Annotated in this window: 17 protein-coding genes and 1 pseudogene; 11 read left to right on the forward strand and 7 right to left on the reverse strand. The window is 40.8% G+C overall.

Translation table 11 applies throughout. The features are described from left to right. The first annotated feature begins 213 nt into the window (after positions 1 to 213). Both AT864_RS13970 and AT864_RS13975 read left to right on the forward strand, forming a co-directional pair. Positions 214 to 771: a GNAT family N-acetyltransferase gene (locus AT864_RS13970; protein ID WP_066149958.1), complete on the forward strand. Its 558-nt coding sequence runs from the start codon at positions 214 to 216 to the stop codon at positions 769 to 771. A 303-nt stretch (positions 772 to 1,074) separates the two neighbouring features. Next, entirely contained in the window at positions 1,075 to 2,397 is a 1,323-nt protein-coding gene (locus AT864_RS13975; RefSeq protein ID WP_066149903.1) for a TIGR00366 family protein, read from the forward strand. Between the two features lie 106 nt (positions 2,398 to 2,503). Here AT864_RS13975 and AT864_RS13980 read toward each other — a convergent pair. Beyond that, positions 2,504 to 3,616 (reverse strand): annotated as a pseudogene (locus AT864_RS13980) (PLP-dependent aminotransferase family protein); the annotation flags it as partial. A gap of 318 nt (positions 3,617 to 3,934) precedes the next feature. On the opposite strand from AT864_RS13980, the gene AT864_RS13985 reads away from it, so the two are divergent. Next, positions 3,935 to 5,290 (forward strand): Nramp family divalent metal transporter, encoded by a 1,356-nt coding sequence (locus tag AT864_RS13985; RefSeq protein WP_197431026.1) that lies wholly within the window; start codon positions 3,935 to 3,937, stop codon positions 5,288 to 5,290. A gap of 477 nt (positions 5,291 to 5,767) precedes the next feature. Here the strand turns inward: AT864_RS13985 and AT864_RS13990 are convergent, their stop codons facing one another. Then, a complete protein-coding gene (locus AT864_RS13990; RefSeq protein WP_044742456.1) occupies positions 5,768 to 6,082 on the reverse strand; it encodes a hypothetical protein in 315 nt (104 codons plus the stop codon). A 634-nt stretch (positions 6,083 to 6,716) separates the two neighbouring features. On the opposite strand from AT864_RS13990, the gene AT864_RS13995 reads away from it, so the two are divergent. Beyond that, entirely contained in the window at positions 6,717 to 8,300 is a 1,584-nt protein-coding gene (locus AT864_RS13995) for a Vga family ABC-F type ribosomal protection protein (RefSeq protein WP_066149906.1), read from the forward strand. 4 nt (positions 8,301 to 8,304) lie between these two features. On the opposite strand, the gene AT864_RS18770 is transcribed toward AT864_RS13995, so the two are convergent. Together AT864_RS18770 and AT864_RS14000 are read right to left on the reverse strand one after the other, a co-directional pair. Continuing rightward, on the reverse strand, positions 8,305 to 8,604 hold the full coding sequence (locus AT864_RS18770) for an isochorismatase family protein (protein WP_311975619.1): 300 nt from the start codon (positions 8,602 to 8,604) through the stop codon (positions 8,305 to 8,307). Between the two features lie 208 nt (positions 8,605 to 8,812). Beyond that, the gene (locus AT864_RS14000) at positions 8,813 to 9,280 is read right to left on the reverse strand and encodes a carboxymuconolactone decarboxylase family protein (protein ID WP_066149909.1); all 468 of its coding nucleotides are present in this window, start codon (positions 9,278 to 9,280) and stop codon (positions 8,813 to 8,815) included. A 122-nt stretch (positions 9,281 to 9,402) separates the two neighbouring features. On the opposite strand from AT864_RS14000, the gene AT864_RS14005 reads away from it, so the two are divergent. Next, positions 9,403 to 9,870: an Lrp/AsnC family transcriptional regulator gene (locus tag AT864_RS14005; protein WP_066149912.1), complete on the forward strand. Its 468-nt coding sequence runs from the start codon at positions 9,403 to 9,405 to the stop codon at positions 9,868 to 9,870. 231 nt (positions 9,871 to 10,101) lie between these two features. Here the strand turns inward: AT864_RS14005 and AT864_RS14010 are convergent, their stop codons facing one another. After that, positions 10,102 to 10,767 (reverse strand): ATP-binding cassette domain-containing protein, encoded by a 666-nt coding sequence (locus tag AT864_RS14010; protein WP_066149916.1) that lies wholly within the window; start codon positions 10,765 to 10,767, stop codon positions 10,102 to 10,104. Positions 10,768 to 10,820: 53 nt separating this feature from the next. Next, positions 10,821 to 11,495, reverse strand: a complete 675-nt coding sequence (gene modB / locus AT864_RS14015; RefSeq protein WP_044741787.1) for a molybdate ABC transporter permease subunit — start codon at positions 11,493 to 11,495, stop codon at positions 10,821 to 10,823. A 285-nt stretch (positions 11,496 to 11,780) separates the two neighbouring features. Here modB and AT864_RS14020 point away from each other — a divergent pair, with 285 nt between their 5' ends. Together AT864_RS14020 and modA are read left to right on the forward strand one after the other, a co-directional pair. Beyond that, positions 11,781 to 12,716: a helix-turn-helix transcriptional regulator gene (locus AT864_RS14020; RefSeq protein WP_044741788.1), complete on the forward strand. Its 936-nt coding sequence runs from the start codon at positions 11,781 to 11,783 to the stop codon at positions 12,714 to 12,716. 203 nt (positions 12,717 to 12,919) lie between these two features. Further along, positions 12,920 to 13,720 carry a molybdate ABC transporter substrate-binding protein gene (modA, locus tag AT864_RS14025; protein ID WP_369815572.1) on the forward strand — a complete coding sequence of 267 codons (801 nt, stop codon included), beginning with the start codon at positions 12,920 to 12,922 and terminating at the stop codon, positions 13,718 to 13,720. Between the two features lie 289 nt (positions 13,721 to 14,009). Here the strand turns inward: modA and AT864_RS14030 are convergent, their stop codons facing one another. Then, entirely contained in the window at positions 14,010 to 16,049 is a 2,040-nt protein-coding gene (locus tag AT864_RS14030) for a molybdopterin oxidoreductase family protein (protein ID WP_066149922.1), read from the reverse strand. A gap of 563 nt (positions 16,050 to 16,612) precedes the next feature. Here AT864_RS14030 and AT864_RS14035 point away from each other — a divergent pair. The 4 genes from AT864_RS14035 to katG all read left to right on the forward strand — a co-directional run bounded on the left by AT864_RS14035 (position 16,613) and on the right by katG (position 22,357). Next, entirely contained in the window at positions 16,613 to 17,812 is a 1,200-nt protein-coding gene (locus AT864_RS14035) for a macrolide family glycosyltransferase (protein WP_066149925.1), read from the forward strand. Positions 17,813 to 17,878: 66 nt separating this feature from the next. Then, positions 17,879 to 18,745 (forward strand): GNAT family N-acetyltransferase, encoded by an 867-nt coding sequence (locus tag AT864_RS14040; protein ID WP_066149928.1) that lies wholly within the window; start codon positions 17,879 to 17,881, stop codon positions 18,743 to 18,745. 262 nt (positions 18,746 to 19,007) lie between these two features. Continuing rightward, positions 19,008 to 19,523 (forward strand): hypothetical protein, encoded by a 516-nt coding sequence (locus AT864_RS14045; RefSeq protein WP_066149931.1) that lies wholly within the window; start codon positions 19,008 to 19,010, stop codon positions 19,521 to 19,523. 620 nt (positions 19,524 to 20,143) lie between these two features. Further along, the gene (katG, locus tag AT864_RS14050; RefSeq protein ID WP_066149935.1) at positions 20,144 to 22,357 is read left to right on the forward strand and encodes a catalase/peroxidase HPI; all 2,214 of its coding nucleotides are present in this window, start codon (positions 20,144 to 20,146) and stop codon (positions 22,355 to 22,357) included. Positions 22,358 to 22,490 lie beyond the last annotated feature (133 nt).

Raw genomic sequence — 22,490 nt, forward strand, 5'->3', positions numbered from 1 at the left:
GGCAAACAAGGAGCGTAGCCGTTCGAATCTCATGATGAGAGGACGACAGTGACGCAGAATAAAATCGTTTATCAAGAACTTGAAACACGCATTATATGCGTGTTTTTTATATCGAACAGGATTTCAAACGAACAAGGAGAATGTAAGAATGGGGACGGCCAACCGTTTCGTGGCATTCTTTTTTCAGGAAAGGATAAAGATAAGGAGGATCGCATCATGAGAGTCTACGAAACCGATCGCTTGCGGTTAAGAGAACTAGATGACACATTTGCTGAAACCGTGCTGAGGTATTATGAAAAAAACCGAGATTTTCTGCAGAAGTGGGAGGCGGACAGACAAGAACATTTTTTTACATTGGAATATCAAGCCAATCGATTGCGTCAAGATTTAGAACTAGCTAAAGCAGGAAATTTGCTTAAGCTTTGGCTGTTTCGCAAGGATGCTGGAGATGAGGCACCAACCATTGGCTGCATCAGTTTTAGCCATATAATCCGCGGCATTTTTCAATCGTGTATTTTAGGATATAAGCTGGATCAAGAGGAAATAAAGAAAGGATACATCACGGAAGCACTGAAAAAAGGAATCGACATCATCTTCAATGAATATCGGCTTCATCGAATTGAAGCTCCCATTATGCCCAAAAATAAAGCCTCCATTCGAGTAGTCAAAAAACTTGGATTCGAATGTGAAGGGATCGCCAAAAAAATGCTCAAAGTGAACGGAAAATGGGAAGACCACATCAGATGGGTGTTATTGAATGACCAAGTGTAAGGATATGGACAATTGGCTGCGAATATTTTTAAAAAGGTGCTAATGTTTAAGACAAAAAGGAGGTGATGGTCTGCCTTCATTACGTTACGTCATCAGCATGAAGTCGGATAAGATACTCTAATGAACAGGCCCTATATCTAGTTATAATAATTTATAATAATAAATAAACAGTGAAGTAGTTTCAGTTCATTCTCTCCAAATATTTGAGAAATTGAAAAATTAGGAATAAATACACTGTTAATTTAATAATATTTTATTTATTTATAATGGTATGAATATTTATTTTATAAAGGGGAGAATGCTATGAAAGTACTGTCCAATTTTTTTACTGTACTCGTTCAAAGGTTTTTGCCAGATCCTTTTGTCTTCGCGTTGATTCTAACCGCTATTTTGTTTATATCCGGGATCATCTTCACTCCCCATAGCCCACTCGATATGGTTCACTTCTGGGGAGATGGTTTTTGGGACTTGCTGGCATTTGCTATGCAAATGAGCTTGATTTTAGTAACAGGGCACGCTTTAGCAAGTTCACCGCTTGTTAAAAAAGGACTGCAAAACCTTGCCGGTGTTGCTAAAACGCCTGCTCAGGGAGTCATCCTCGTAACATTAGGAGCGGCGATCGCATCTTTAATTAATTGGGGATTTGGCTTAATTGTCGGTGCTTTGTTTGCCAAAGAAGTGGCGAAACGAGTGCCAGGTTCTGATTATCGTCTGTTAATTGCAAGCGCTTACATAGGGTTTTTAACGTGGCATGGCGGACTTTCTGGGTCGGTTCCTTTATTAGCAGCCACACCCGGTAATCCGATGGAGAAAATATCCGGGATCATTCCATTAACGGAAACCATTTTTACCGGTTTTAATTTGTTTATTACTGTCTCGCTTCTTATTGTTTTACCGATTATGACAAGATTCATGATGCCGAAATCGCACGAAGTGGTAGCGATTGACCCAAAACTGCTTGCTGAAGACCAAAACAATATACCATTGGCAGCGACAAGCGAAAAGAGCTTTGCGGTGCGGATGGAAAACAGCAGAATCTTAACCTATCTCATCGTTGCGCTTGGGTACGCATATTTAATTTATTACTTTGTCACAAATGGATTTAAAATGGATGTCAATACCGTTAACTTGATCTTCTTTTTTACGGGTTTATTATTACACGGCACGCCTTTATCGTATATGCAAGCAATCACGAATGCTGCCCGCGGCACAGCTGGCATTTTAATTCAATTTCCTTTTTATGCCGGAATCCAAGGGATGATGGAGGAATCGGGATTAGGCGGCATGATTACGAATGCCTTTATCTCCATTTCTAATGAACATACTTTTCCGATTCTCGCTTTTTTAAGCTCTGGCTTCATTAATTTCTTTGTTCCATCTGGAGGAGGGCATTGGGTCGTTCAAGGACCTTTCATTATGCCGGCAGCTGCTTCGTTAGGAGTCGATCCGGGTATTGCCGCAATGGCTATTGCGTATGGCGAGGCATGGATGAATATGGCACAGCCGTTTTGGGCGCTGCCAGCTCTTGCGATTGCGGGGTTAGGAGTCCGAGACATTATGGGATATTGCGTAACAACGTTATTAGTATCGGGAATTATTTTTATAGTCGGACTGACATTTTTCTAATTTTTTGTAAATAAAAAGAAAATCCTCCTTGTATGTCAAAGGAGGATTTTTCATTGTATCGCATCGGTGGACGAAGGAAAGAGGTAAAATAGATGATAGAAAAGAGTTATAAGGTTAGTTGACGAATCACTTCTGACAAACGAAAGATGCCGTTTTCAAGTTCATCCAAGGATGCATAGGAATAAGAAAGCCGAAGATACTGGGTTGCATGATGATCGTAGACATTTCCCGGATTTAACAAAATTCCGTGCTCTAACGCTTTTTCAAAAAGCTTTCTGCTAGAAATCGGAGGTAATAAGCGCAGCCATAGATAAAAACCGCCCTTAGGAACAGACCATGTGGCAATGTCGAAAAAGTGCTTTTGTAACGAATTAATCATGACATCTCTGCGCACCTTCAATTCTGTTCTGACTTTTTCTAAATGTTGGTGATACAATCCACTTGATAGCCATTCCGCCGCAACCCATTGAGATAAGGAACTCGATCCATAATCCGTTTGCATTTTAATATCTGCTAGTCGTTCAATGACAGGCTTTGGTCCGACCATCCAGCCGATGCGCAAACCAGGACTCAATGTTTTCGATATGCTGCCTAAGTATAGAACAAGTCCGTTCTTATCAATAGCTTTTAAGGGGAGAGGCGGCGGTGAATCTATCCAGAGTTCTCGGTATACGTCATCTTCAATAATTGGCAGCTGCTCTTGTTCACATACGTCCATGAGTTCTCTTCGTCTCTCTTTAGACATCAATATACCTGTTGGATTATGGAAAGATGGAATCGTATAAAGTAGTGAAGCATTCTGTCTCTTCTTTTGTTGCGCAATCATTTTTGCTTGAACACCATTTCCATCTAAAGGAAGCCCAAATAACCGCATGCCGGCGGATTGAAACACATGCAGAGAATACAAATACGATGGCTTCTCAAGAAAGATGGTAGAACCCCGATGTAATAAACCTATTGAAATCAATTGCAATGCTTGTAGGGCCCCTGACACAATCAAGATAGAGGATGGAGAAGCCTCGATTCCGATCGTTTTTAAATATGTACTAAGTTGTTCTCTCAGAAAAAGCAATCCTTTCGGTTCTTCGTAACCAAGCGAATCTATGCGGTCCGATACCCGATTCATGATTTGTTTCATCATCTCACGCGGAAATAGATCAGGAGAAAGCTCTCCTGTCCCCAATCGAATGATGTTAGGAGCAAATTCTGCTTTTTTTAGAATAACAGCTGCTTATATTATCAACAAATACAGATGTTTTGTATATGGAAAGCATGAAATGATGAAAATCTTCTTGTAAAACATCGTTTAGGACAAGGAACGTTGTTCAACGTTATTTTCTTGACTTAAAAAATTTCCGATGTACAATTTATCTAGTTAACGTTTCTTTTCTCTTTACATATATTAGAAGATCGAACGAATCTTTTTTCACTCTGACGAAGGCCGTTAAAGTCGGTCTGTTTTATCAGCAAATTTTTTTGCAATAAAAGTTTGCTCTGTACAAAATATTTAGTGAACACCAATCATGAGGTGGCCATTATGAATAAAAATCATAAAAAACTGCCGACTGCAGTTGAAACTGGATGGAGAAAGCAACGAACACAACCAACGTTGCCTGAAGTCTATCGAAGTTTGCGCATTCCCAAAACGGGATCTTGGTTCAAAAAGTTTCTTGCGTTTGCCGGGCCAGGGTATTTAGTGGCCGTGGGATATATGGATCCTGGAAACTGGGCGACCGATATTGCCGGGGGCTCGCAGTTTGGATACACGCTTCTTTCCGTCATTTTACTTTCTAATTTAATGGCAATCTTGCTTCAAGCCTTAGCCGGGAAGCTTGGAATTGTAACAGGAAGAGATTTAGCACAAGCCTGCCGCGATCATTATAGCAAACCTGCTGCGATCGTATTGTGGATATTATGCGAGTTGGCTATTGCGGCATGCGATCTAGCAGAGGTCATCGGTTCGGCCATCGCGCTGAATTTATTGTTTGGTCTTCCGTTAATATATGGAGTCCTGATCACCGCCGTGGATGTACTGGTCGTACTGCTATTGCAAAATAAAGGGTTTCGTTATATCGAAACATTGGTGATCGTTTTAATTGGAACGATTGGCGCTTGCTTTGCAACAGAAATCTTTCTTTCCAAGCCGGATGTCGGCGGTATATTGAAGGGATTTGTTCCAAGTGCCGAAATCGTCCACAATCCATCGATGCTTTATATCGCAATTGGTATTTTAGGCGCGACCGTCATGCCGCATAATCTATATTTACATTCTTCCATTGTACAAACGCGCCAATATGAGCAAACACATGCAGGAAAACGGCAAGCCATTCAATATGCTACATGGGATTCGACCATTGCCTTGTTTTTTGCCTTATTTATTAATGCCGCCATTCTCATTGTTTCAGCTGCTACCTTTCATCAAGCAGGGATGAAAGAGGTGGCGGAAATCAGTGATGCTTATCATTTGCTTGCGCCGCTGCTCGGAACGACGATGGGAAGCATTTTGTTTGGAGTTGCTTTGTTAGCTTCTGGACAAAACTCGACATTAACAGGAACGTTAGCGGGACAAATTGTGATGGAAGGCTTTCTCAACATTCGTCTTCCTGGTTGGTTAAGAAGACTTATTACCCGATTGATCGCGATTATCCCAGCTGTGATCGTTACAGCTCTTTATGGTGAAAGCGGAACGGCTCAATTGCTTATTTTCAGTCAAGTGATTCTCTCTTTGCAGCTTTCTTTTGCCGTTGTCCCTCTTGTCCAATTTACAAGCGATAAAAAGAAAATGGGGGAATTTGCAAATCCATTATGGCTCAAGGCTCTTGCTTGGGCCGTAGCGATCATCATTATCGGCTTAAACGGATACTTGCTGTTTCAAACGTTCTTCGAAGCGTAACTCACGTACCCAAAGCGATGGAACGGGAAGTTTTCCATCATGGCTGCGATGAGACTATCACAAGAATAAGGTTTGCAAAAACAGGGAGACTCTTTCTCCATTGTTTCCATCTATCGATGAAAAGCCGAAAACGTGCAGCTGCACAGTTGATCGGCTTTTCATCATGTAATGCAACTTTGAACCCTGTTTGAAGTCGAATGATAGAGGCAAACTGGTGATGTGTGATCATTTGAGAGTGAATGTTTAGCCTTTTTCGCTTGACACATTCTCATGTTCCTTGATACAAAATAACGGATATGAAATGTGGAAAAGCGCTTTGGCGGTTGAAGCGGGAAAAGATTCCAGTAGTCGGACGCTATTGAGAAGAAAGCAGTGGCTAATGCAAAGTAGAAGCTGATTTTATGCTCCGTTTGTGTTTCACGGTACCATTCGTTTGCAAGAGTCCGCACAGAGAACCGTTCAATAGGCGGAATGAAATTAGTATATGTTGAGGACATTTTTGACTCGCTTTATTTCTTTTTTGTTTTCAAACAACTCTTCCACGAGAATTTTTTGCCCGTTCGCTACATCAGTCAGCTGTTTATCCATCTGGACAATCTTTTGCTCAACTTGGCTGAGCCGCTCATTGATTTCCGTTAGCTGATGATTTGTTTGTTCAAAGCGTTGATCCATTTGTTCAAACCGTTGATCCATTTGTTCAAACCGTTGATTGGTTTCTTCCTCATGATTTTTTAGCTGCTCCGCCAGCTCTTTAATCGCTTGCAAAATCATTTCATTTGTAATTTCCGCCATGAATATGCTCCTTTCTTCGTTTTCAGTATCTTGATTATTATAACATATTCCCGTCATTTCAACATGAATCTATTGACATGACAATCAGGCGATCAATGGTGTCTCTCATAGGCTTATTGCGTCTTAACAATTTAACTAGCTTAAGAATCCCAGATAAGCTCAGCAAACATCCAGCCAGTACCGTTTCAAATCCGGAAACGGACAAATTAGTTCGATCTGATTGGTGAATTTGCGGGGTGTATGCTGGAATCGATCCTCCTGATGATGGAAGAACATCACTCTTCGTTTATGTATAAGAGAGCCCGTTTGGATATACAACATTTGACAATGATTAAGATATTGTTTAAAATCAAGGTGAATCAATACGAACGGAAGGGTGAATCGACGAACATGAAGTGCTAATCCTATTTTGAAAAGACGTTAATTGAAGGCATTCTTTAGCGGAAGACGATTTCTGTTTTCTTTGTGTTGCCTTCAGTTAAAGTTTTCAGAATAGGATTGCATTTCTATCGTTTGTTGCACCCATATAGAGTGTGCCTCTTTTTGGTGTCTGACGATGTCTATGCCTCCTATTCTGGAAACGGATAGGGGGCCTTTTTGTCCCCACAAAACACAGAAAAATGGGGATGATGATATGATTCTTTTAGAAGCATTGAATGTGAAGCACTATGTAAAAGACCGATTATTGTTTGAGATCGAACGATTAGCCATTTATGAAAATGACCGAATTGGCTTAGTTGGCAAGAATGGCAGCGGAAAAACGACATTGTTGAACATATTAGCGAAAAAGATTTCTCCAGAACAAGGGAGCGTGTTATGTCGCGCTCAATGCGGGCTTTTGCCGCAGCTCAAAAGAATCGATGCGATCAAAAGCGGGGGAGAAGTCACACAGTCATACATGAATGCCCTCTTTTCAAAAGCGCCGAAGCTCTTATTGGCGGATGAACCAACAACCCATCTGGATCGAGAGCATATTGAATGGCTGGAAAAGAAACTAAGCCAATGGAAGGGAGCTTTTGTCATTGTATCCCATGATCGGGCATTTCTTGATGCCCTTTGCACAACCATTTGGGAAATGGACGAAGGAAAGATCAAAGAGTATAAAGGCAATTACAGCGATTACTTAGAACAAAAAGAGTTGGAACGCCGCAGACAGCAATCCGCTTATGAACAGTATGAAAAAAAGAAACAAGCGTTAGAGAGAGCATTGGAATTAAAAAAACAAAAAGCAGAAAGAGCAACAAAAGCTCCCAAAAAGGTGAGCCGGTCAGAAGCAAACATCATGGGTGCCAAACCATACTTTGCCAAAAAACAAAAGAAGCTGCAAAAAACAGCCAAAGCGATGGAGACCCGATTAGAAAAACTGGAAAAAGTGGAAAAAATAAAGGAAACGGCTCCCATCAACATGAGTTTGCCTCATGAAGACACTTTTCAAGATCGCATCATCATTCGCGTTGAGGAGGTTACGGGTGTCATTGGCCAACGTGTTTTATGGGAAAAAACTAGTTTTCATGTACGCGGCGGAGATAAACTGGCAGTGATCGGTCCGAATGGGAGCGGAAAAACGACACTTCTAAAAAAAATGATTCATCGGGATGACGGGATTGTCATTTCGCCAATCGTGAAAATCGGATATTTTAGTCAAAACTTAGATATTTTAGAGGTTGAGAAGTCGATTTTAGAGAATGTACAATCCACTTCCAAACAAGAGGAAACGCTGATTCGTACCATTCTTGCAAGATTGCATTTTTTCAGAGATGATGTGTATAAGCCAGTAGAAGTTTTAAGTGGCGGCGAACGGGTAAAAGTAGCGCTGGCCAAATTATTTGTCAGTGATGTGAATACACTCATTTTAGATGAACCGACGAATTTTCTCGATATTGAAGCAGCTCGTGCATTGGAATCGCTGTTACAAGAATATAAAGGAACCGTCATCTTCGCCTCGCACGACCGCCGATTCATTGAAAATGTCGCGACAAAAATGCTGGTCATCCAGGACAAAGTCATTCAATGGTTTGATGGCACCTATCAACAATATGAACAACATGTCCGTCAAAAAGATCGCCATGCGGATACGCAAGCAGATCAACGGCTCTTACTTGAAACGAAAATGTCAGAGGTGCTCAGCCGACTAAGTATGGAGCCAAGTGAAGAACTCGAGAAGGAATTTCAGTTGCTTTTAGAGAAAAAACGGAAGTTGGATAAGGGAATCAACTAATTGATCACTCATCGACGAATAGGTGGAAGAGCGCGTTATCGTTATAAAGGATCTGCGAATTTGCATGAGGAAAGGAGCTTGGTGATTCCAAGCTCCTTTTTGTAAATGGGCGTGCTTGGCACTCTATCGCGTCTGAAACCAGGTAGGTATGAAACCCTAAGTTGTTGCTCATTCTGGCAGTAGTGGAGACACAATGAGGGGTCGTTAAACCGGTAATCACCACATGATTGATATCGTGATCTTTTAAGTACTGTTCCGGCTTTGTCCCTATAAAGGCGCTGTTCCCGTTTTTTTGAATGATCACTCTTCGTCTCTCGGCTTGACAATCTCCTTAAATAAGACCCCATTGCCGTTGGCCCATAGGGGAGAATCAGGAATGAGTAGATAGATGCTAGACGTGTATAATAGGCCATTTTCGTTCTCTCCATATTTGGAGTAGACGGTAGAGGTTTTTCACGGCATCTGGATTATTACGTTCTCCCCATTTTTTATTCTCAAAGCCTTGTTGTACATCAATAATCATGAGGGTTAATTTGTTGCTTTGCTTCATTTTTATCTTCCTTCATTTTTTCATTTGGCTGTAAGTTCATCATGGCACCAAAATATTGCGAGGCGGTTGTAAAACAAATAAATGCGCATAGTTCGCTAATTTCTGCATCGCTAAAATCTTTTTTTAAGACGGAAAAGAGCGAATCCCCGATTTGCCCTTGTTGTTGGACAAACACTTCCGCAAACCCGACGGCTAGTGATGTTTTTTCATCAAACAAATGCGGTTCCGGCTTTCCTTTTGCTTTGCAGTATTCACAACCATTGTTTTGAGCAAGCATGCGCCGCACTTGTTCTTTCAATTGGGACGAAAGAAGACCATCTTTTTCAAGTTCTTCGCCTAGCCGCCGCCATGCTTCTATAATGGTTGGATTGTGACCGAGCAATTGTTGAAATGGGGTTTCTCCATATAAGGAAAATGAAATTCTAGCCATTGATTCCATCCTTTCTTTTTTCTTTATTTTAAAAGGTTTGAAGTGTAATTGGTATTTAATATAAAATAAATTTATTAGAAATATCATTCGTATGAAACAAAAAATAAAGGAAGGGTTTACAAATGAAAATAGATAAGATTGACTTACACATCCTTGCAGAGTTAAAGAAAAACTCCCGTTTGTCCATGAGAGAGTTAGGAAGGAAAGTCCGCTTATCGCCTCCTTCGGTTACCGAAAGAGTGAAAAGATTAGAGGAACATGGAGTGATTGAGGGATACACCATTCAAATCAATCGCAAAAAACTGGGATTTACGATCGACTGTATGATGGAAGTGACGATCAAAAACGGGGAATATAAGCGATTCAAAGAGTTTATTGAACAGTACCCAACCGCATTATCTTGTTATCGTATTGCCGGACGAGCATGCTATATGGTGATGTTGACGGTAAGTCGATTAGAGGAAATCGAAGAATTTATTAATGACGTTTCTGCCTTTGCCACCACTCTTACCCATATCATCTTCTCGGAAGTGAAAATAAACAATCATTTAGAAGCACGCACTCCTTTACTGGATTCGGATGAGAAATAAGATATAATTAGATTGAATTACATTCCCGAATGTTAAATGTCTTTTATATTTGAACGGTGAATGTCTAGAGAAAAAGGGGTTCAAACACGCTTTCATCAAAGTTGGCCGCGCTCACTAACGTTTTTCATCGAGAAACCTCCCGTCTCTAGACGAAGGATGATTCCTGATGATAAGAGGGGAGGCTTTCTCATGATTTAAGAGATGGATCTTTTAGAATATGAGAAAGCATTTTCAGTTTGTTGAGGATGAATAAGTCAGGGAAAGGTCCGCTTTCATTTTATCGTTATGAATTTTTCCTTCATGTAAATATAAGATTCGATCCCCTAATTTTTTTGCTTCCTCATTATGGTGTGTTACGAGTATAATGGGAATCCTCCAATGTTTATGGATACGTAATAATTCCTCATGGCCTTTTAACCTTGTTTGTTCATCTAAAGCAGAAAAAGGTTCGTCTAAAAGCAAAGCATCCGGCTCGGTGGCGATGGCTCGAGCAATAGCGACCCGTTGTTTTTCACCACCTGAAATCTCAGATGGATAGCTGTCTCTAAGATGATCAATTCGCAGCTCTTTCATTAATTCTTTTGCAAAGCTTTCGTTTTTCATACCATAAGCAATATTTTTCCAAACCGTCATATGCGGAAAAAGCGCGTAATCCTGAAATACATAGCCAATATTTCTTTTTTGGATCGGAACAAACACCTTCTTATGTTGAAATAAAATCGTGTCATGGAGCTGGATGATTCCGGAAGTGGGCTTACTGATTCCAGCAATACAATTTAAGATGGTCGTTTTCCCAGATCCAGAAGGGCCAAAAAGGACAACAATCTCATTCGCTACCGAAAAGTTGACATTTAATTCAAAATGGGAGAGTTGTTTTTGAATATCGACGACAAGCATAAGAAAAACTCCTTTGCGCAATACCAATAAGGTTTCGGATTCACGTGCTGATTTTATTTGTGTATATGTTTCATCATGTTCTTTTTGCTCCACCAATTAAGCCATAAAATAGCACTAAAGCCAAGGCAAACGATCATTATCACCCAAAATTTTGCTGCCTCCATATTTCCTGACTCCACGGCAAAATAGATGGCGAGAGGAATGGTGTCGGTAACGTTCGGAATATAGCCTGCGATCATGAGGGTAGCGCCGAATTCTCCTAACGCTCGGGCAAAGGATAAAACGAAGCCAGATAACAAACCCGGCCATGCAAGCGGAAAGGAGATCGTCCAAAATACCCTCCATTTAGAGGCTCCCATCGTATAAGCCGCATTTTCAATATTTTGGTCATACTGCTGGAACGCTGCAGCGGCACTTTGATACATTAAAGGGAAGGATACAACTACAGCTGCAATCACTACACCATACCACGTGAAAACAATCTGAAAATCAAACCAATCAAGCAGTAATCGGCCTATAAACCCGTTTTTACCGAATACATATAATAAACCAAACCCCACAACGGTAGGGGGAAGCACAAGCGGCAATAAAATGACCGCTTCTATCATACTTTTTCCTTTAAAGGAACTACGGCTGATCAATCGCGCCAACACAACCCCGGTAATAAAGACGATCAGCGTTGCAATGGTAGCTGTTTTCAACGAGAGTATAAGCGGAGAGTAATTCATGGTTTCCAGTCACCTTTTAAATATTATCATCAGCTTCGGCGTAGAAGGAATGATATAATAAAACACAAGTTTGTTTCTGCTCTTTCCTTGGACAAGACCGCCAGCGTTCATTGTTCGGCCGCCAAGACAGGTCGAAATCAAACGGTCGCTTCATCGAAAAAGAGATACATGACAGATGATCTATATCATCAACTATAAATGATGGTATGGAGGTTATCAATATATTATATAAAATTAAATTTAATTACTTATAATCAAACTTTTCAATGGAGGAGTTAAGTGGTTATGGAAAAAAATCATTCTTATACAACCGAGGAAGTTGCTAACATATTAAAAGTTTCCAAATTAACTGTATACGATTTGGTGAAAAAAGGGCGATTGCCTGCTTATCGTGTCGGACGGCAAATGAGAATCGATCCTTCTGATTTAGAAGAGTATATCAAACGGTCAAAAGGAAAGCTACAGCCATTCCATCATAAAGAAACAACAAGCGACACACAAGAGTATTTGCAAGTAAGGCGATTAGTCATAAGTGGTCAAGATATCAGTTTAGATATTTTGGCTAACTACTTAGAAAAATCCTCGAAAAAGTTTCGTCCGCTGCGTTCTTATACCGGGAGCTTGGAAAGTCTTATTTCCATGTATCAGGGCTATTCAGACATTGTAAGTACACATTTAATAGAAGGCGTTTCTGGTGAATATAATGTTCCCTATATCAATAAGATACTCGTGAATTTTCAGTATATCGTCATTCGACTGCTGGCTAGGAGGGCAGGCTTTTATGTCAAAAAAGGCAATCCATTGAATATAAAGCATTGGGAAGATTTAAGAAAAAAAGATATAAAAATGGTGAACCGTGAAAAAGGAGCTGGCGCTCGAGTTTTACTGGATGAAAGTTTGAAAAAATATCGCATCCCTGTATCTGGAATCAATGGTTACGATGACGAGGTAACCAATCATGTCAGTGTCGCAAGTGCTGTCGCCAAAGGGAGAGCGGATGTCGGCGTAGGAATTGAAAGGGGCGCTAATCTAGTGAAAGAGGTTGATTTCATTCCGCTTGTCAACGAAAAGTATGATTTGGTGATTTTAAAGAATGAGGAGAATCGAGAATTAATAAGTCAAGTGCTGCAAATTTTAAGCTCTGACAGCTTTCGAAATGATTTGGAAGCATTAGGCGGCTACGATTTATCACAAACAGGACAGGTGGTTTATGAAACATGAATCGAGTGATATCCAGCCAATTTAAAGCTGGAATAAATGATGGCCAGAGTTCTTTCTCGAAAACTCTGGCTTTTGTTTTCCGTATGATTTCATATTTTTATATTTAGTTATATCTTATATAATTTAATTATATAATGTACAAACTGATTTTAAATAATTATAATTAGTTTTATTGATGACAAATGAAGAAAGGAAGGGGCAGAATCATGAAGCATTCGATTCGCGTGATCATGAGTATGTTTTTGTGTGCTTCTTTCCTCTTTCTTTTTGGTTGTACGAATCAAGAGGAAAAACAGGAAGCGAAGCAGACTGTAAAGCTAACCATCTCAGCAGCATCCAGTTTACAAGACGCGCTGACGGAAATCCAGAAACAGTATGAGAAAGAACACAAAAATATCAAATTATCCTTTAACTTTGGAAGTTCTGGCGCACTACAGCAGCAAATCGAACAAGGAGCACCAGTTGATTTATTTTTCTCTGCTGCTGAAGATAAGTTTCGCCCGCTCGTAGACAAGGGATTGATTAACAAGAAAGAAAGTAAAAATTTGTTAGGAAATGAACTTGTTTTAATCGTTCCGAAAGACAAAGCAGGTACTATAAAAGATTTTCCGTCTTTAGGAGACAGCAACATCAAGCAATTGGCTATCGGGAATCCTGAAACAACTCCAGCAGGCCAATACGGAAAGCAAACATTGTCCAAGTTAAATCTTTGGACAAAATTAGAAGGGAAAATCGTGTATACGAAGGATGTGCGTCAAGTATTATTGTATGTAGAAACAAATACGGTGGATGCGGGGATTGTATTCAAAACGGATGCCCAAATCTCTGATAAAGTCAAAATGGTTGACACGGCAGCTGCTAATACGCATGATCCGATTATTTATCCGGTCGGGATCATAAAGAATGCGAAGCATAAAACAGAAGCGACAACTTTCTACCAATACATACAGACAAAAGAGGCTCGCCAAATCTTTAAAAAATATGGATTTAAGATTTTGAAATAAGCGATGTCCCGCCAGCGGTTAAGAACACGATAACGCACATGTGTTCAAGATGACTCGCCCCATTAACGGCTACTATATCGTACCAATTAAGGATAAGTAGAAATTGGAACGGATCACCCATGCAAAGGCAGCATCCTATTGTTTCAACGAACAAAGGCAAGTCATTGACTTGCCTTACATCACATCAAAAACAAGGAAAAAGATGCATCCGCGATTTCAACCTTTGTGTTTGGTGTGAAAAGAGGGGAGCCGTGGTGCACCTATTCACGCCAATAATCTCCTTTTCATCCTAACATTTCTCCACATCGACACGTCCTGAAAAAAAAGTGGCGCCACCACCCATATCGGCGATCCGATCTGGAGTAAGGGAGTTTACTAAACGTTTCGCGCCTGGAGAATCTGCCCAAAGCCCTTGCGTGACAACGACACCAGGAAGCACATGTTCTCCAACAGAAACTTTCAATATACATTCTCCGCGCTCATTCCACACTCGGATTTGATCTCCATCCTGAATCCCTTTCGCTAAAGCATCTTGGATATTCATATATAAACGCGGTTCTTTTTCGAAAGAAATGTGTTTTTCGTGATTCGAAAAAGTGGTGTTTAAGAAATTATGATTGGGACCAGGCACAAATAAAAATGGAAAGTCTCCATCATCAGCAATCGGTGTATAGGTTGGCAACGGTGGATAGCCATCTTGTTCCATTTTTCTAGAATAAAGTTCAATTTTTCCGCTTGGAGTCGGCAGCTTTCCCGGCAGCAACGGTTTGACATTTGCTTTTATATACTGCTTTTCCACCAATGCTTCATAATCGATTCCTTGCAAAAAAGGATGATTTGGGTTATCCAAGGCTTGCGAAATCATTTCCGCTTCTGTCTCATATAAACACGAATCCTCAAAACCCATTTTCTCCGCAAGCAACTGAAATACTTCGACATTGGATTTGGCCTCTCCATACCGTTCAATCACAGGCTGCTGGATTTGAATATAGTGGTGCCAGTATGAGGTATAAAGATCCGTATTTTCGAATGAAGAGGTGGCAGGAAGCACAATATCTGCATATTTGGCTGTTTCTGTTAAAAATAAGTCATGCACGACGATAAAAAGATCTTCTCTTGCCAATCCTCTCCTTACCTTATTGCTATCCGGGGCGACCACTGCCGGGTTTGTACCATACACGAATAAAGATTTGATCGGCGGATCTTGTTCCAATAATGCCCGGCCGAGCAGATTCATGTTAATGATTCGCGTATCTTTCTTTTGCAGCAAATTCGGGCGCTGCAAGCTCTTTTGATTAAGCGCCAAATAGCCGCTATTGGATTTGATCGCTCCGCCGCCTTTGACAAGCCATTGTCCGGTCAAGGCAGGAAGGCAAGCGATGGTCCGGATACACATGCCTCCATTGTCGTGATGCTGAAGTCCGTTGCCAATTCGAATAAAAGAAGGTGTTGTTTGCCCATACCATCTAGCAAGCTGATAAATATCTGCAACAGGAACACCTGTCACTTTGGAAACCGTGACAGGGTCGTATTGGACGACATGCTCACGCAATTCTTCATGTCCGACTGTATATTTCGCCAGAAAGTCATCGTCTACCATATTTTCCATAAACAAAATGTGCATCACGCCTAAAGCGAGAGCCGCATCGGTACCCGGCAAGATCGGAATGAACCAATCGGCGAACTGGCCGGTTTGATTTTTATGAACATCAATAACAATGATCTTTGCTCCGTTTTTTCGGGCTTTTTGGGCCAAAACCACTTGATGCATGTTCGTGCTGACCGCATTGATTCCCCAGAAGATCAGGAGTTTTGCATGAATCGTATCTTCCGGATCTGTTCCAAAGCCGCCTCCCATTGTATATTGAAGTCCTTCTGATCCAGCTGACGAACAAATGGTTCGATCCAACAGGGAGGCGCCCAACCGATGGAAAAACCGCCGATCCATTCCTTCGGCGCTAAGTCTCCCCATATTGCCATAAAAGCTATACGGAAGAATGCTTTCAGGTCCTTCTGTTTCAATCAGCTCTTTCCATTTTGCCGTAATGGTCTCCATCGCTTCGTCCCAGCTGATCCGCGTAAATTTTCCTTCACCTTTAGCCCCTGTACGTTTCAATGGATATTTCAAGCGCTTGGGATCGTAAATTCGTTCGGTCATATTCCGCACTTTATTGCATATATTGCCTTTTGTCACAGGGTGATCCGGATCTCCTTGGATTTTCACGATTTTTCCATCTTGCTTATGTACGAGCAACCCGCATTGATCGGGACAATCCAGAGAACAAACGGACGGAAATACACCTGTTGGCTGCTGCACAAATGGTTCCATCTTTTTCTCCTTTCCATTATTCCAGATTGTAAATAAAGCCATGTTTACACATCAGTTAAGATGCTTAATATGATAAAATAATTTGAAAAGTAAGGCAATCATAATCGATAGACGTTTTAGATCTCTCATTTGTTTTACAGAAAAATGCAGAAAGCATGAAGGAAAGATTTATAGACGTACGTGTTATAAAGCTTATTGATATCATTATTACGTATTTCCTGACAAAAGCCTCCCGCCTCTAAAAGCGGAAGAAAATTCTCTCGATGATTAGAAGGGGATGGATGACAGTCGGCATTAGCCAAAATGATTGAAGAATAAGAACATATGTACTATTATATACTTGTAAGCGGGCTCGTTTATGGATAAAAGTTTTACATAAAATAGTGAGTACGATAGACCTGGATACATAGCGACACTTGTTTGTCAAAGTATCAATGTACACATACAGAGGTTCCGAACTATCATTTTAAGTTACATACAAAAGTCAAATTCCATATATTGTATGAAAAACAACTCTTATTTTAACATAATTTAGAGAACCATTCAGCTGAGGAGTGACAGAAATGGCGCGTGTTTTATTTATTAATGCTGGATCGGAAGGGCATGTCAATCCAACGATCGGAGTTGTTCAAGAGCTTATTTCACGCGGAGAAGAGGTTGTATACTTTACGATCGAAGCTTTTCGAGAGCGAGTGGAAAAGACGGGGGCTACTGTACGAACGTTTGATGATCAAAAATTTCTTAAAGCCTTTCTTTCAGGAGGAAGAAATTATTTGCTTGAAAGAGTCAACGGTCTTTTACGTACGGCAGATATCGTCATACCTAGCGTTCTTGAACAGATCAACGGAGAGCATTTTGATTACATCATCCATGATTCCATGTTTGGTTGTGGACGGTTACTCGCCCAAATTCTTGAAATTCCCTCTATCAATTCTTGTACTTCTTTTGCGCAGACAAAAGCTTCCTTTGATAAAATGCTGGAACATCTTTCGAAAGAAATTCCGGCAAAACTACTGAACGCTGTATACGATGAATTTCAACACCTTGCAGAAATGGTAGAGAAAAAATATCATGTGGAGATCCATTCTCCTTATGAAGTTTTTTGTAATCCTGCACCGCTTACCATCGTTTATACAACTAGAGAGTTTCAACCTTCTGGAGAAGCATTCGACCAAACTTACAAATTTGTAGGTCCATCTATCTCTTCGCGATTATCACACGAAAACTTCGATCTTACTGAAATTAAGGGGAAAAGCCCCATTTACATTTCATTAGGTACGGTCTTCAATCAAGCAATGGATTTCTATAAGCTTTGCTTTAAAGCACTGGGGAATACGGATTATACTGTTGTCATGTCTGTTGGGAAAAAAACGAAAATTTCGGATTTAGGTGAGATTCCCAAAAACTTCATTGTAAAAAATTATGTCCCACAAATGGAGGTGCTGAAATACAGCCAATTATTTATTACGCACGGCGGAATGAACAGTACTAATGAAGGTCTTTATTATGGGGTTCCGCTTATTGTAATTCCACAAAGCGCGGATCAGCCGATCATTGCCGAACAAGTTGTCAATATCGGAGCCGGTATTCAATTAAAAATGCAAAGTTTGACTGCAAATCAACTGCGTGAAGCCGTAGACCACGTGTTAAACGAACCAGCTTTTCACCAAGCAGTTGCAAAGATTAGGGAATCCTTTCAAAAAGTAAGCGGATATCGCCAAGCGGTTGATGAGATTTTCAAGTTTCAAAGTCGTTTATATTAAGGAGAAATGCTTAAAGTGCCGGCGTGATGTCTTTTTTAATTCGTAAACAACAAAGGGGGGATTTATATGAGAACACATAAAGATCAATCCATTGATTGTGTAACATTAAGTTATGAAGATATCCCGGCATTGATAGCGCTCTCCACGTCAGTAGGATGGGATTATGATGAACATGAAATTCGGACAATAATGAAATCAGGAAAAATCTACGGATATAAAAGAGAAGGGAAAGTTGTATCAAGCGCTGCTATTATCCCTTATGACGCTTCTTTAGCTTCTATTGGCATGGTAATCGTTCATGAAGCATACAGGGGAATGGGGCTTGGGAAAATTGTTACACAAATGTGTATAGATACGGTTTCAAAGGATACTACTATTATGCTAATCGCGACCGAACAAGGAAAACCTTTATATGAAAAAATGGGGTTTAGTGCAGTGGATTGGGTCCATAAATATCTTTGTGATCGTTATATCCCTATTCAATCAAACGATAAAATGGAGATGGAAATACACACTTTTAGTCCAAAAGATTTAGCGCAAATAGTAACATTAGATGAAAGAGCGGTTGGAGCGAAAAGAAAAAAATTCCTTATTAATAGGATTGAACAAGCAAAAGAATGTTTAACTGTAAAAGGTAGGGACGGAACCGTGATCGGCTATGGACTTTCGATGCTGGGACCTGTCAATCTTATCTTAGGTCCAATTGTAGCTCCTAATTTTGATATAGCGTGTTTATTGGTAGATAAATTAGCTCGCAATCATCAAGGAAGAGTAAGAATTGATGTTCCATCAGGACATGAAGAATTTATGTTATTTCTGGAACAGCATGATTTTTATAAAGTAAGCCAGCCTCCAGTCATGATTATAAATTCAAAGCAATTACCCCCACGAAACGGAACGTTATATGGAATCGCGGCACAGGTGTTTGGATGATGTTTATGTAGGGTTACAGCAGATGAATAATGGCCGATTCCATTCTAACTTATCCTAAAAACTAAACGATGGATCGCATCTAAAAAGAAAAACCTAAGAAGTCCTCCTAATTGAGGAGGATTTTATGTAGAGTATCCCGAATTTAATAATTTATAAGTGCATATTCATGTGATTCTAATATTTAAGCCTCAAGATAACACATTTTGGCATTGAGCATTGAAAAGTATAAACCATTGGGAGACGTTCAAAGGGGACAAACGAAATGATAACCAAAGCAGAGTTAATCAATCAACCTTATTCAGGACAATACAAGGAGAAGATATATGATATTTCGAGTCCATGGAACTCTCAAAATTGGAGTTGGATAAAGTTCACAAATGATGCTTTAACAGAATGGTGTGGAAACTTTCGAGGGTTTCCGCGAGATGTTGCAGTATCAAATAAGTATAACATCGTTCTTGTTCTCACTTCGGATTATTTATTTAAGCTTGATTGTTTTAGTGAAGAATTAGTCGAATATGAGTCTCATCCCCAATATCGAAGTCTAACTGTAACTCCTTTAGGAGATTTTGTAATAGCTGATTATTATGATATTGAAATTATAAAATCGAATTTAGAAGATAAGATTCCAGTACATAGTCCAATAAAAATGGATAATATCCAGCTTCATGGTTGGTCTAATAATAAATTATCCATAATATGCGATGAATTTCTAACCGGGAACCATCATGTGGAGTTAGAGCTTGATGGCGAGACATTCGAAATAACTTTTAAATGACAACATGAGAAAATATGCAAAAAAACAAACATGATTCAGCACTCCTGCGTAATCAAAAAGAGGAAAGAGAAGCTTTTACTTTTATTTTATTATAATGAACGGAAGAAGAGCGTCTTTCTATTCTCCTTCATTGCTGCTTGTATCTGTTCGAAGTGGTCTATCGTTTTCGATTCCGCATCATCCACCAATGACTTCCCTAACCAATAAAATGATTTATACAATGGAGCGTTTGATGAATAAAACGCACCTCAAAAAACTTGGCCCGCCTTTACAAAAATATCTTAATGATCATGGCCTATCATACTGCGGTTGCGGCTATGGAGGAAAGATCATAAATCACATTAAAATAAATAGCTAGAGAAAAAGAATTGCGGGGCATCATACTTTGTCCATTATGTTGTTCGCATCGATACGATTTCCCCAGTGACGTTAGATTCGTTAAGGGGAAAGCCAGCATCACTCATAGAAATCATAGTCGCTAAAAATACTGAATCTTTTTTCTTTACTACTAAGTATTAATTTAATATAATTTTAATGTAGTAATCATTATCAATTAAGTTGTTAAAGGATAACAACGAAAACAGATAATGATTGAATTTACGATTGAAAGGAGAAGAGTGATGGAAAACAAAAATCATCACAACGCATCCCAATGCCCGTTTTCTCATGGCAGTGTAACAAGTCATACCTCTAAGAGAACAACAAATAAAGACTGGTGGCCTAACCAGCTGAATTTAAGCATTCTCCACCAACATGACCGAAAAACCAATCCTCATGATGAAGAGTTTCATTATGCTCAAGAATTTCAAAAATTGGATTATCAGGCTCTAAAAGAAGATTTGCGCAAGCTGATGACCTCAAGCCAAGATTGGTGGCCAGCTGATTATGGACATTATGGCCCGCTGTTTATTCGCATGGCTTGGCATTCTGCAGGAACATACCGCATCGGTGATGGACGAGGCGGCGCTGCTACGGGTTCGCAACGTTTTGCTCCTCTGAACAGTTGGCCGGATAATGTCAACTTAGATAAAGCGCGCCGGCTGTTGTGGCCGATCAAAAAGAAATATGGCAACAAAATTTCCTGGGCTGACCTGATCGTATTAGCCGGCAATGTGGCTATTGAATCCATGGGAGGGAAAACGATCGGTTTCGGCGCCGGCCGTGTCGACGTTTGGCATCCGGAAGAAGACATTTACTGGGGAGCTGAAAAGGAATGGCTTGATGAGAAACGTTACACAGGAGAGCGCGATCTAGAAAATCCGCTTGCGGCTGTTCAGATGGGGCTCATTTATGTCAATCCGGAAGGTCCTGATGGGAAACCAGATCCAATTGCGGCGGCCCGTGACATCCGGGAGACATTCAAACGCATGGGGATGAACGATGAGGAAACAGTTGCGCTTATTGCTGGAGGGCATACGTTTGGCAAGGCGCACGGTGCCGGTGATGCCTCGCACGTAGGTCCTGAACCTGAAGCGGCGCCGATTGAAGCACAAGGATTAGGATGGGTCAGCTCCTATGGAAAAGGAAAAGGCCGTGATACGATTACGAGCGGGCTTGAAGGCTCTTGGACCCCAACTCCTACCAAGTGGGATATGTCTTATTTTGATTTGTTGTTTGGATATGAATGGTGGCTGACAAAGAGCCCGGCCGGAGCATGGCAATGGCAAGCTGTGAATCAGGATGAAAAAGACTTAGCCCCAGATGCTGAAGATCCTTCGAAAAAAGTTCCAACGATCATGTTTACAACAGATCTGGCGCTTCGTTTTGATCCGGAATATGAAAAGATTGCCCGCCGGTTCCATCAAAATCCAGATGAATTTGCGGATGCTTTTGCCCGCGCCTGGTTTAAACTGCTTCATAGAGACATGGGACCAAAAACGAGATATCTCGGTCCGGAAGTGCCAAAAGAAGATTTCGTTTGGCAAGATCCGATTCCTGAAGTTGACTATGAATTAACCGATTCCGAAATTGAAGAAATCAAAGCGAAAATTTTGAACTCGGGACTAACCGTCAGCGAGTTGGTGAAAACGGCTTGGGCTTCTGCCAGCACGTTCCGCAACTCTGATAAGCGCGGTGGAGCCAACGGTGCCCGTATTCGCCTTGCTCCCCAAAAAGATTGGGAAGTAAACGAACCGGAACCATTAGCAAAAGTGCTAGCTGTTTATGAAGATATTCAAAGCGAGCTACCTAAAAAGGTAAGCCTTGCCGATTTGATCGTTCTTGGTGGCAGCGCGGCAGTGGAAAAGGCAGCCCGCGATGCCGGCTTTGATGTCACGGTGCCTTTTATTCCAGGACGGGGTGATGCGACACAAGAACAGACAGATGCGGAAAGTTTTGCGGTATTAGAACCAGTTGCAGACGGTTTCCGCAACTATCAAAAGAAGGAATACAGCGTCGGTCCTGAAGAGTTGCTGCTAGACAAGGCGCAGCTGCTGGATCTGACCGCTCCTGAAATGACGGTGTTAATCGGCGGTCTGCGGGTGTTGGGGGCTAATTATCGTGATCTGCCTCATGGTGTATTCACGCACCGCGTTGGCGTGCTGACCAATGATTTCTTTGTTAACTTGGTAGATATGAACAATAAATGGGTACCGGTGGAAGGCGGTATTTATGAAATTCGCGACCGGCAAACAGATGAAGTGCTGTGGACGGCTACCCGGGTGGACCTCATTTTCGGCTCTAACTCGGTGCTCCGTTCCTACTCCGAATTTTACGCCCAAGATGATAATCAAGAAAAATTTGTCCGTGATTTTATTAAAGCTTGGGTCAAAGTGATGAATGCTGACCGCTTTGATATTCATTTAAAAAACATAAGAGCGTCGGTCCCTGTTTGATCGATTTGAACCCAATCCTATAAAAAAGCAGACGGTTGACCAAATGGGTGATAGACATTCGTCTATCACCCATAGTTTTTGGAGAAAAACGATTGAACTTGGTTCTTTATACTGTTTCCATACCGGATATGAC

Origin of the sequence: Anoxybacillus sp. P3H1B, assembly GCF_001560855.1 — a bacterium.
Classification (GTDB): domain Bacteria; phylum Bacillota; class Bacilli; order Bacillales; family Anoxybacillaceae; genus Anoxybacteroides; species Anoxybacteroides rupiense.

What these genes read in the sequence shown, in the direction of transcription:
- AT864_RS14000 (WP_066149909.1), bottom strand. Translation starts at nt 9,280, where the DNA reads ATGGCTAGAATTTCATTTTCCTTATATGGAGAAACCCCATTTCAACAA.
- AT864_RS14035 (WP_066149925.1), top strand. Translation starts at nt 16,613, where the DNA reads ATGGCGCGTGTTTTATTTATTAATGCTGGATCGGAAGGGCATGTCAAT.
- AT864_RS14020 (WP_044741788.1), top strand. Translation starts at nt 11,781, where the DNA reads ATGGAAAAAAATCATTCTTATACAACCGAGGAAGTTGCTAACATATTA.
- AT864_RS14045 (WP_066149931.1), top strand. Translation starts at nt 19,008, where the DNA reads ATGATAACCAAAGCAGAGTTAATCAATCAACCTTATTCAGGACAATAC.
- AT864_RS13990 (WP_044742456.1), bottom strand. Translation starts at nt 6,082, where the DNA reads ATGGCGGAAATTACAAATGAAATGATTTTGCAAGCGATTAAAGAGCTG.
- AT864_RS13985 (WP_197431026.1), top strand. Translation starts at nt 3,935, where the DNA reads ATGAATAAAAATCATAAAAAACTGCCGACTGCAGTTGAAACTGGATGG.
- AT864_RS14030 (WP_066149922.1), bottom strand. Translation starts at nt 16,049, where the DNA reads ATGGAACCATTTGTGCAGCAGCCAACAGGTGTATTTCCGTCCGTTTGT.
- AT864_RS13975 (WP_066149903.1), top strand. Translation starts at nt 1,075, where the DNA reads ATGAAAGTACTGTCCAATTTTTTTACTGTACTCGTTCAAAGGTTTTTG.
- katG (WP_066149935.1), top strand. Translation starts at nt 20,144, where the DNA reads ATGGAAAACAAAAATCATCACAACGCATCCCAATGCCCGTTTTCTCAT.
- AT864_RS14010 (WP_066149916.1), bottom strand. Translation starts at nt 10,767, where the DNA reads ATGCTTGTCGTCGATATTCAAAAACAACTCTCCCATTTTGAATTAAAT.
- AT864_RS14040 (WP_066149928.1), top strand. Translation starts at nt 17,879, where the DNA reads ATGAGAACACATAAAGATCAATCCATTGATTGTGTAACATTAAGTTAT.
- AT864_RS14005 (WP_066149912.1), top strand. Translation starts at nt 9,403, where the DNA reads ATGAAAATAGATAAGATTGACTTACACATCCTTGCAGAGTTAAAGAAA.
- AT864_RS13995 (WP_066149906.1), top strand. Translation starts at nt 6,717, where the DNA reads ATGATTCTTTTAGAAGCATTGAATGTGAAGCACTATGTAAAAGACCGA.
- modB (WP_044741787.1), bottom strand. Translation starts at nt 11,495, where the DNA reads ATGAATTACTCTCCGCTTATACTCTCGTTGAAAACAGCTACCATTGCA.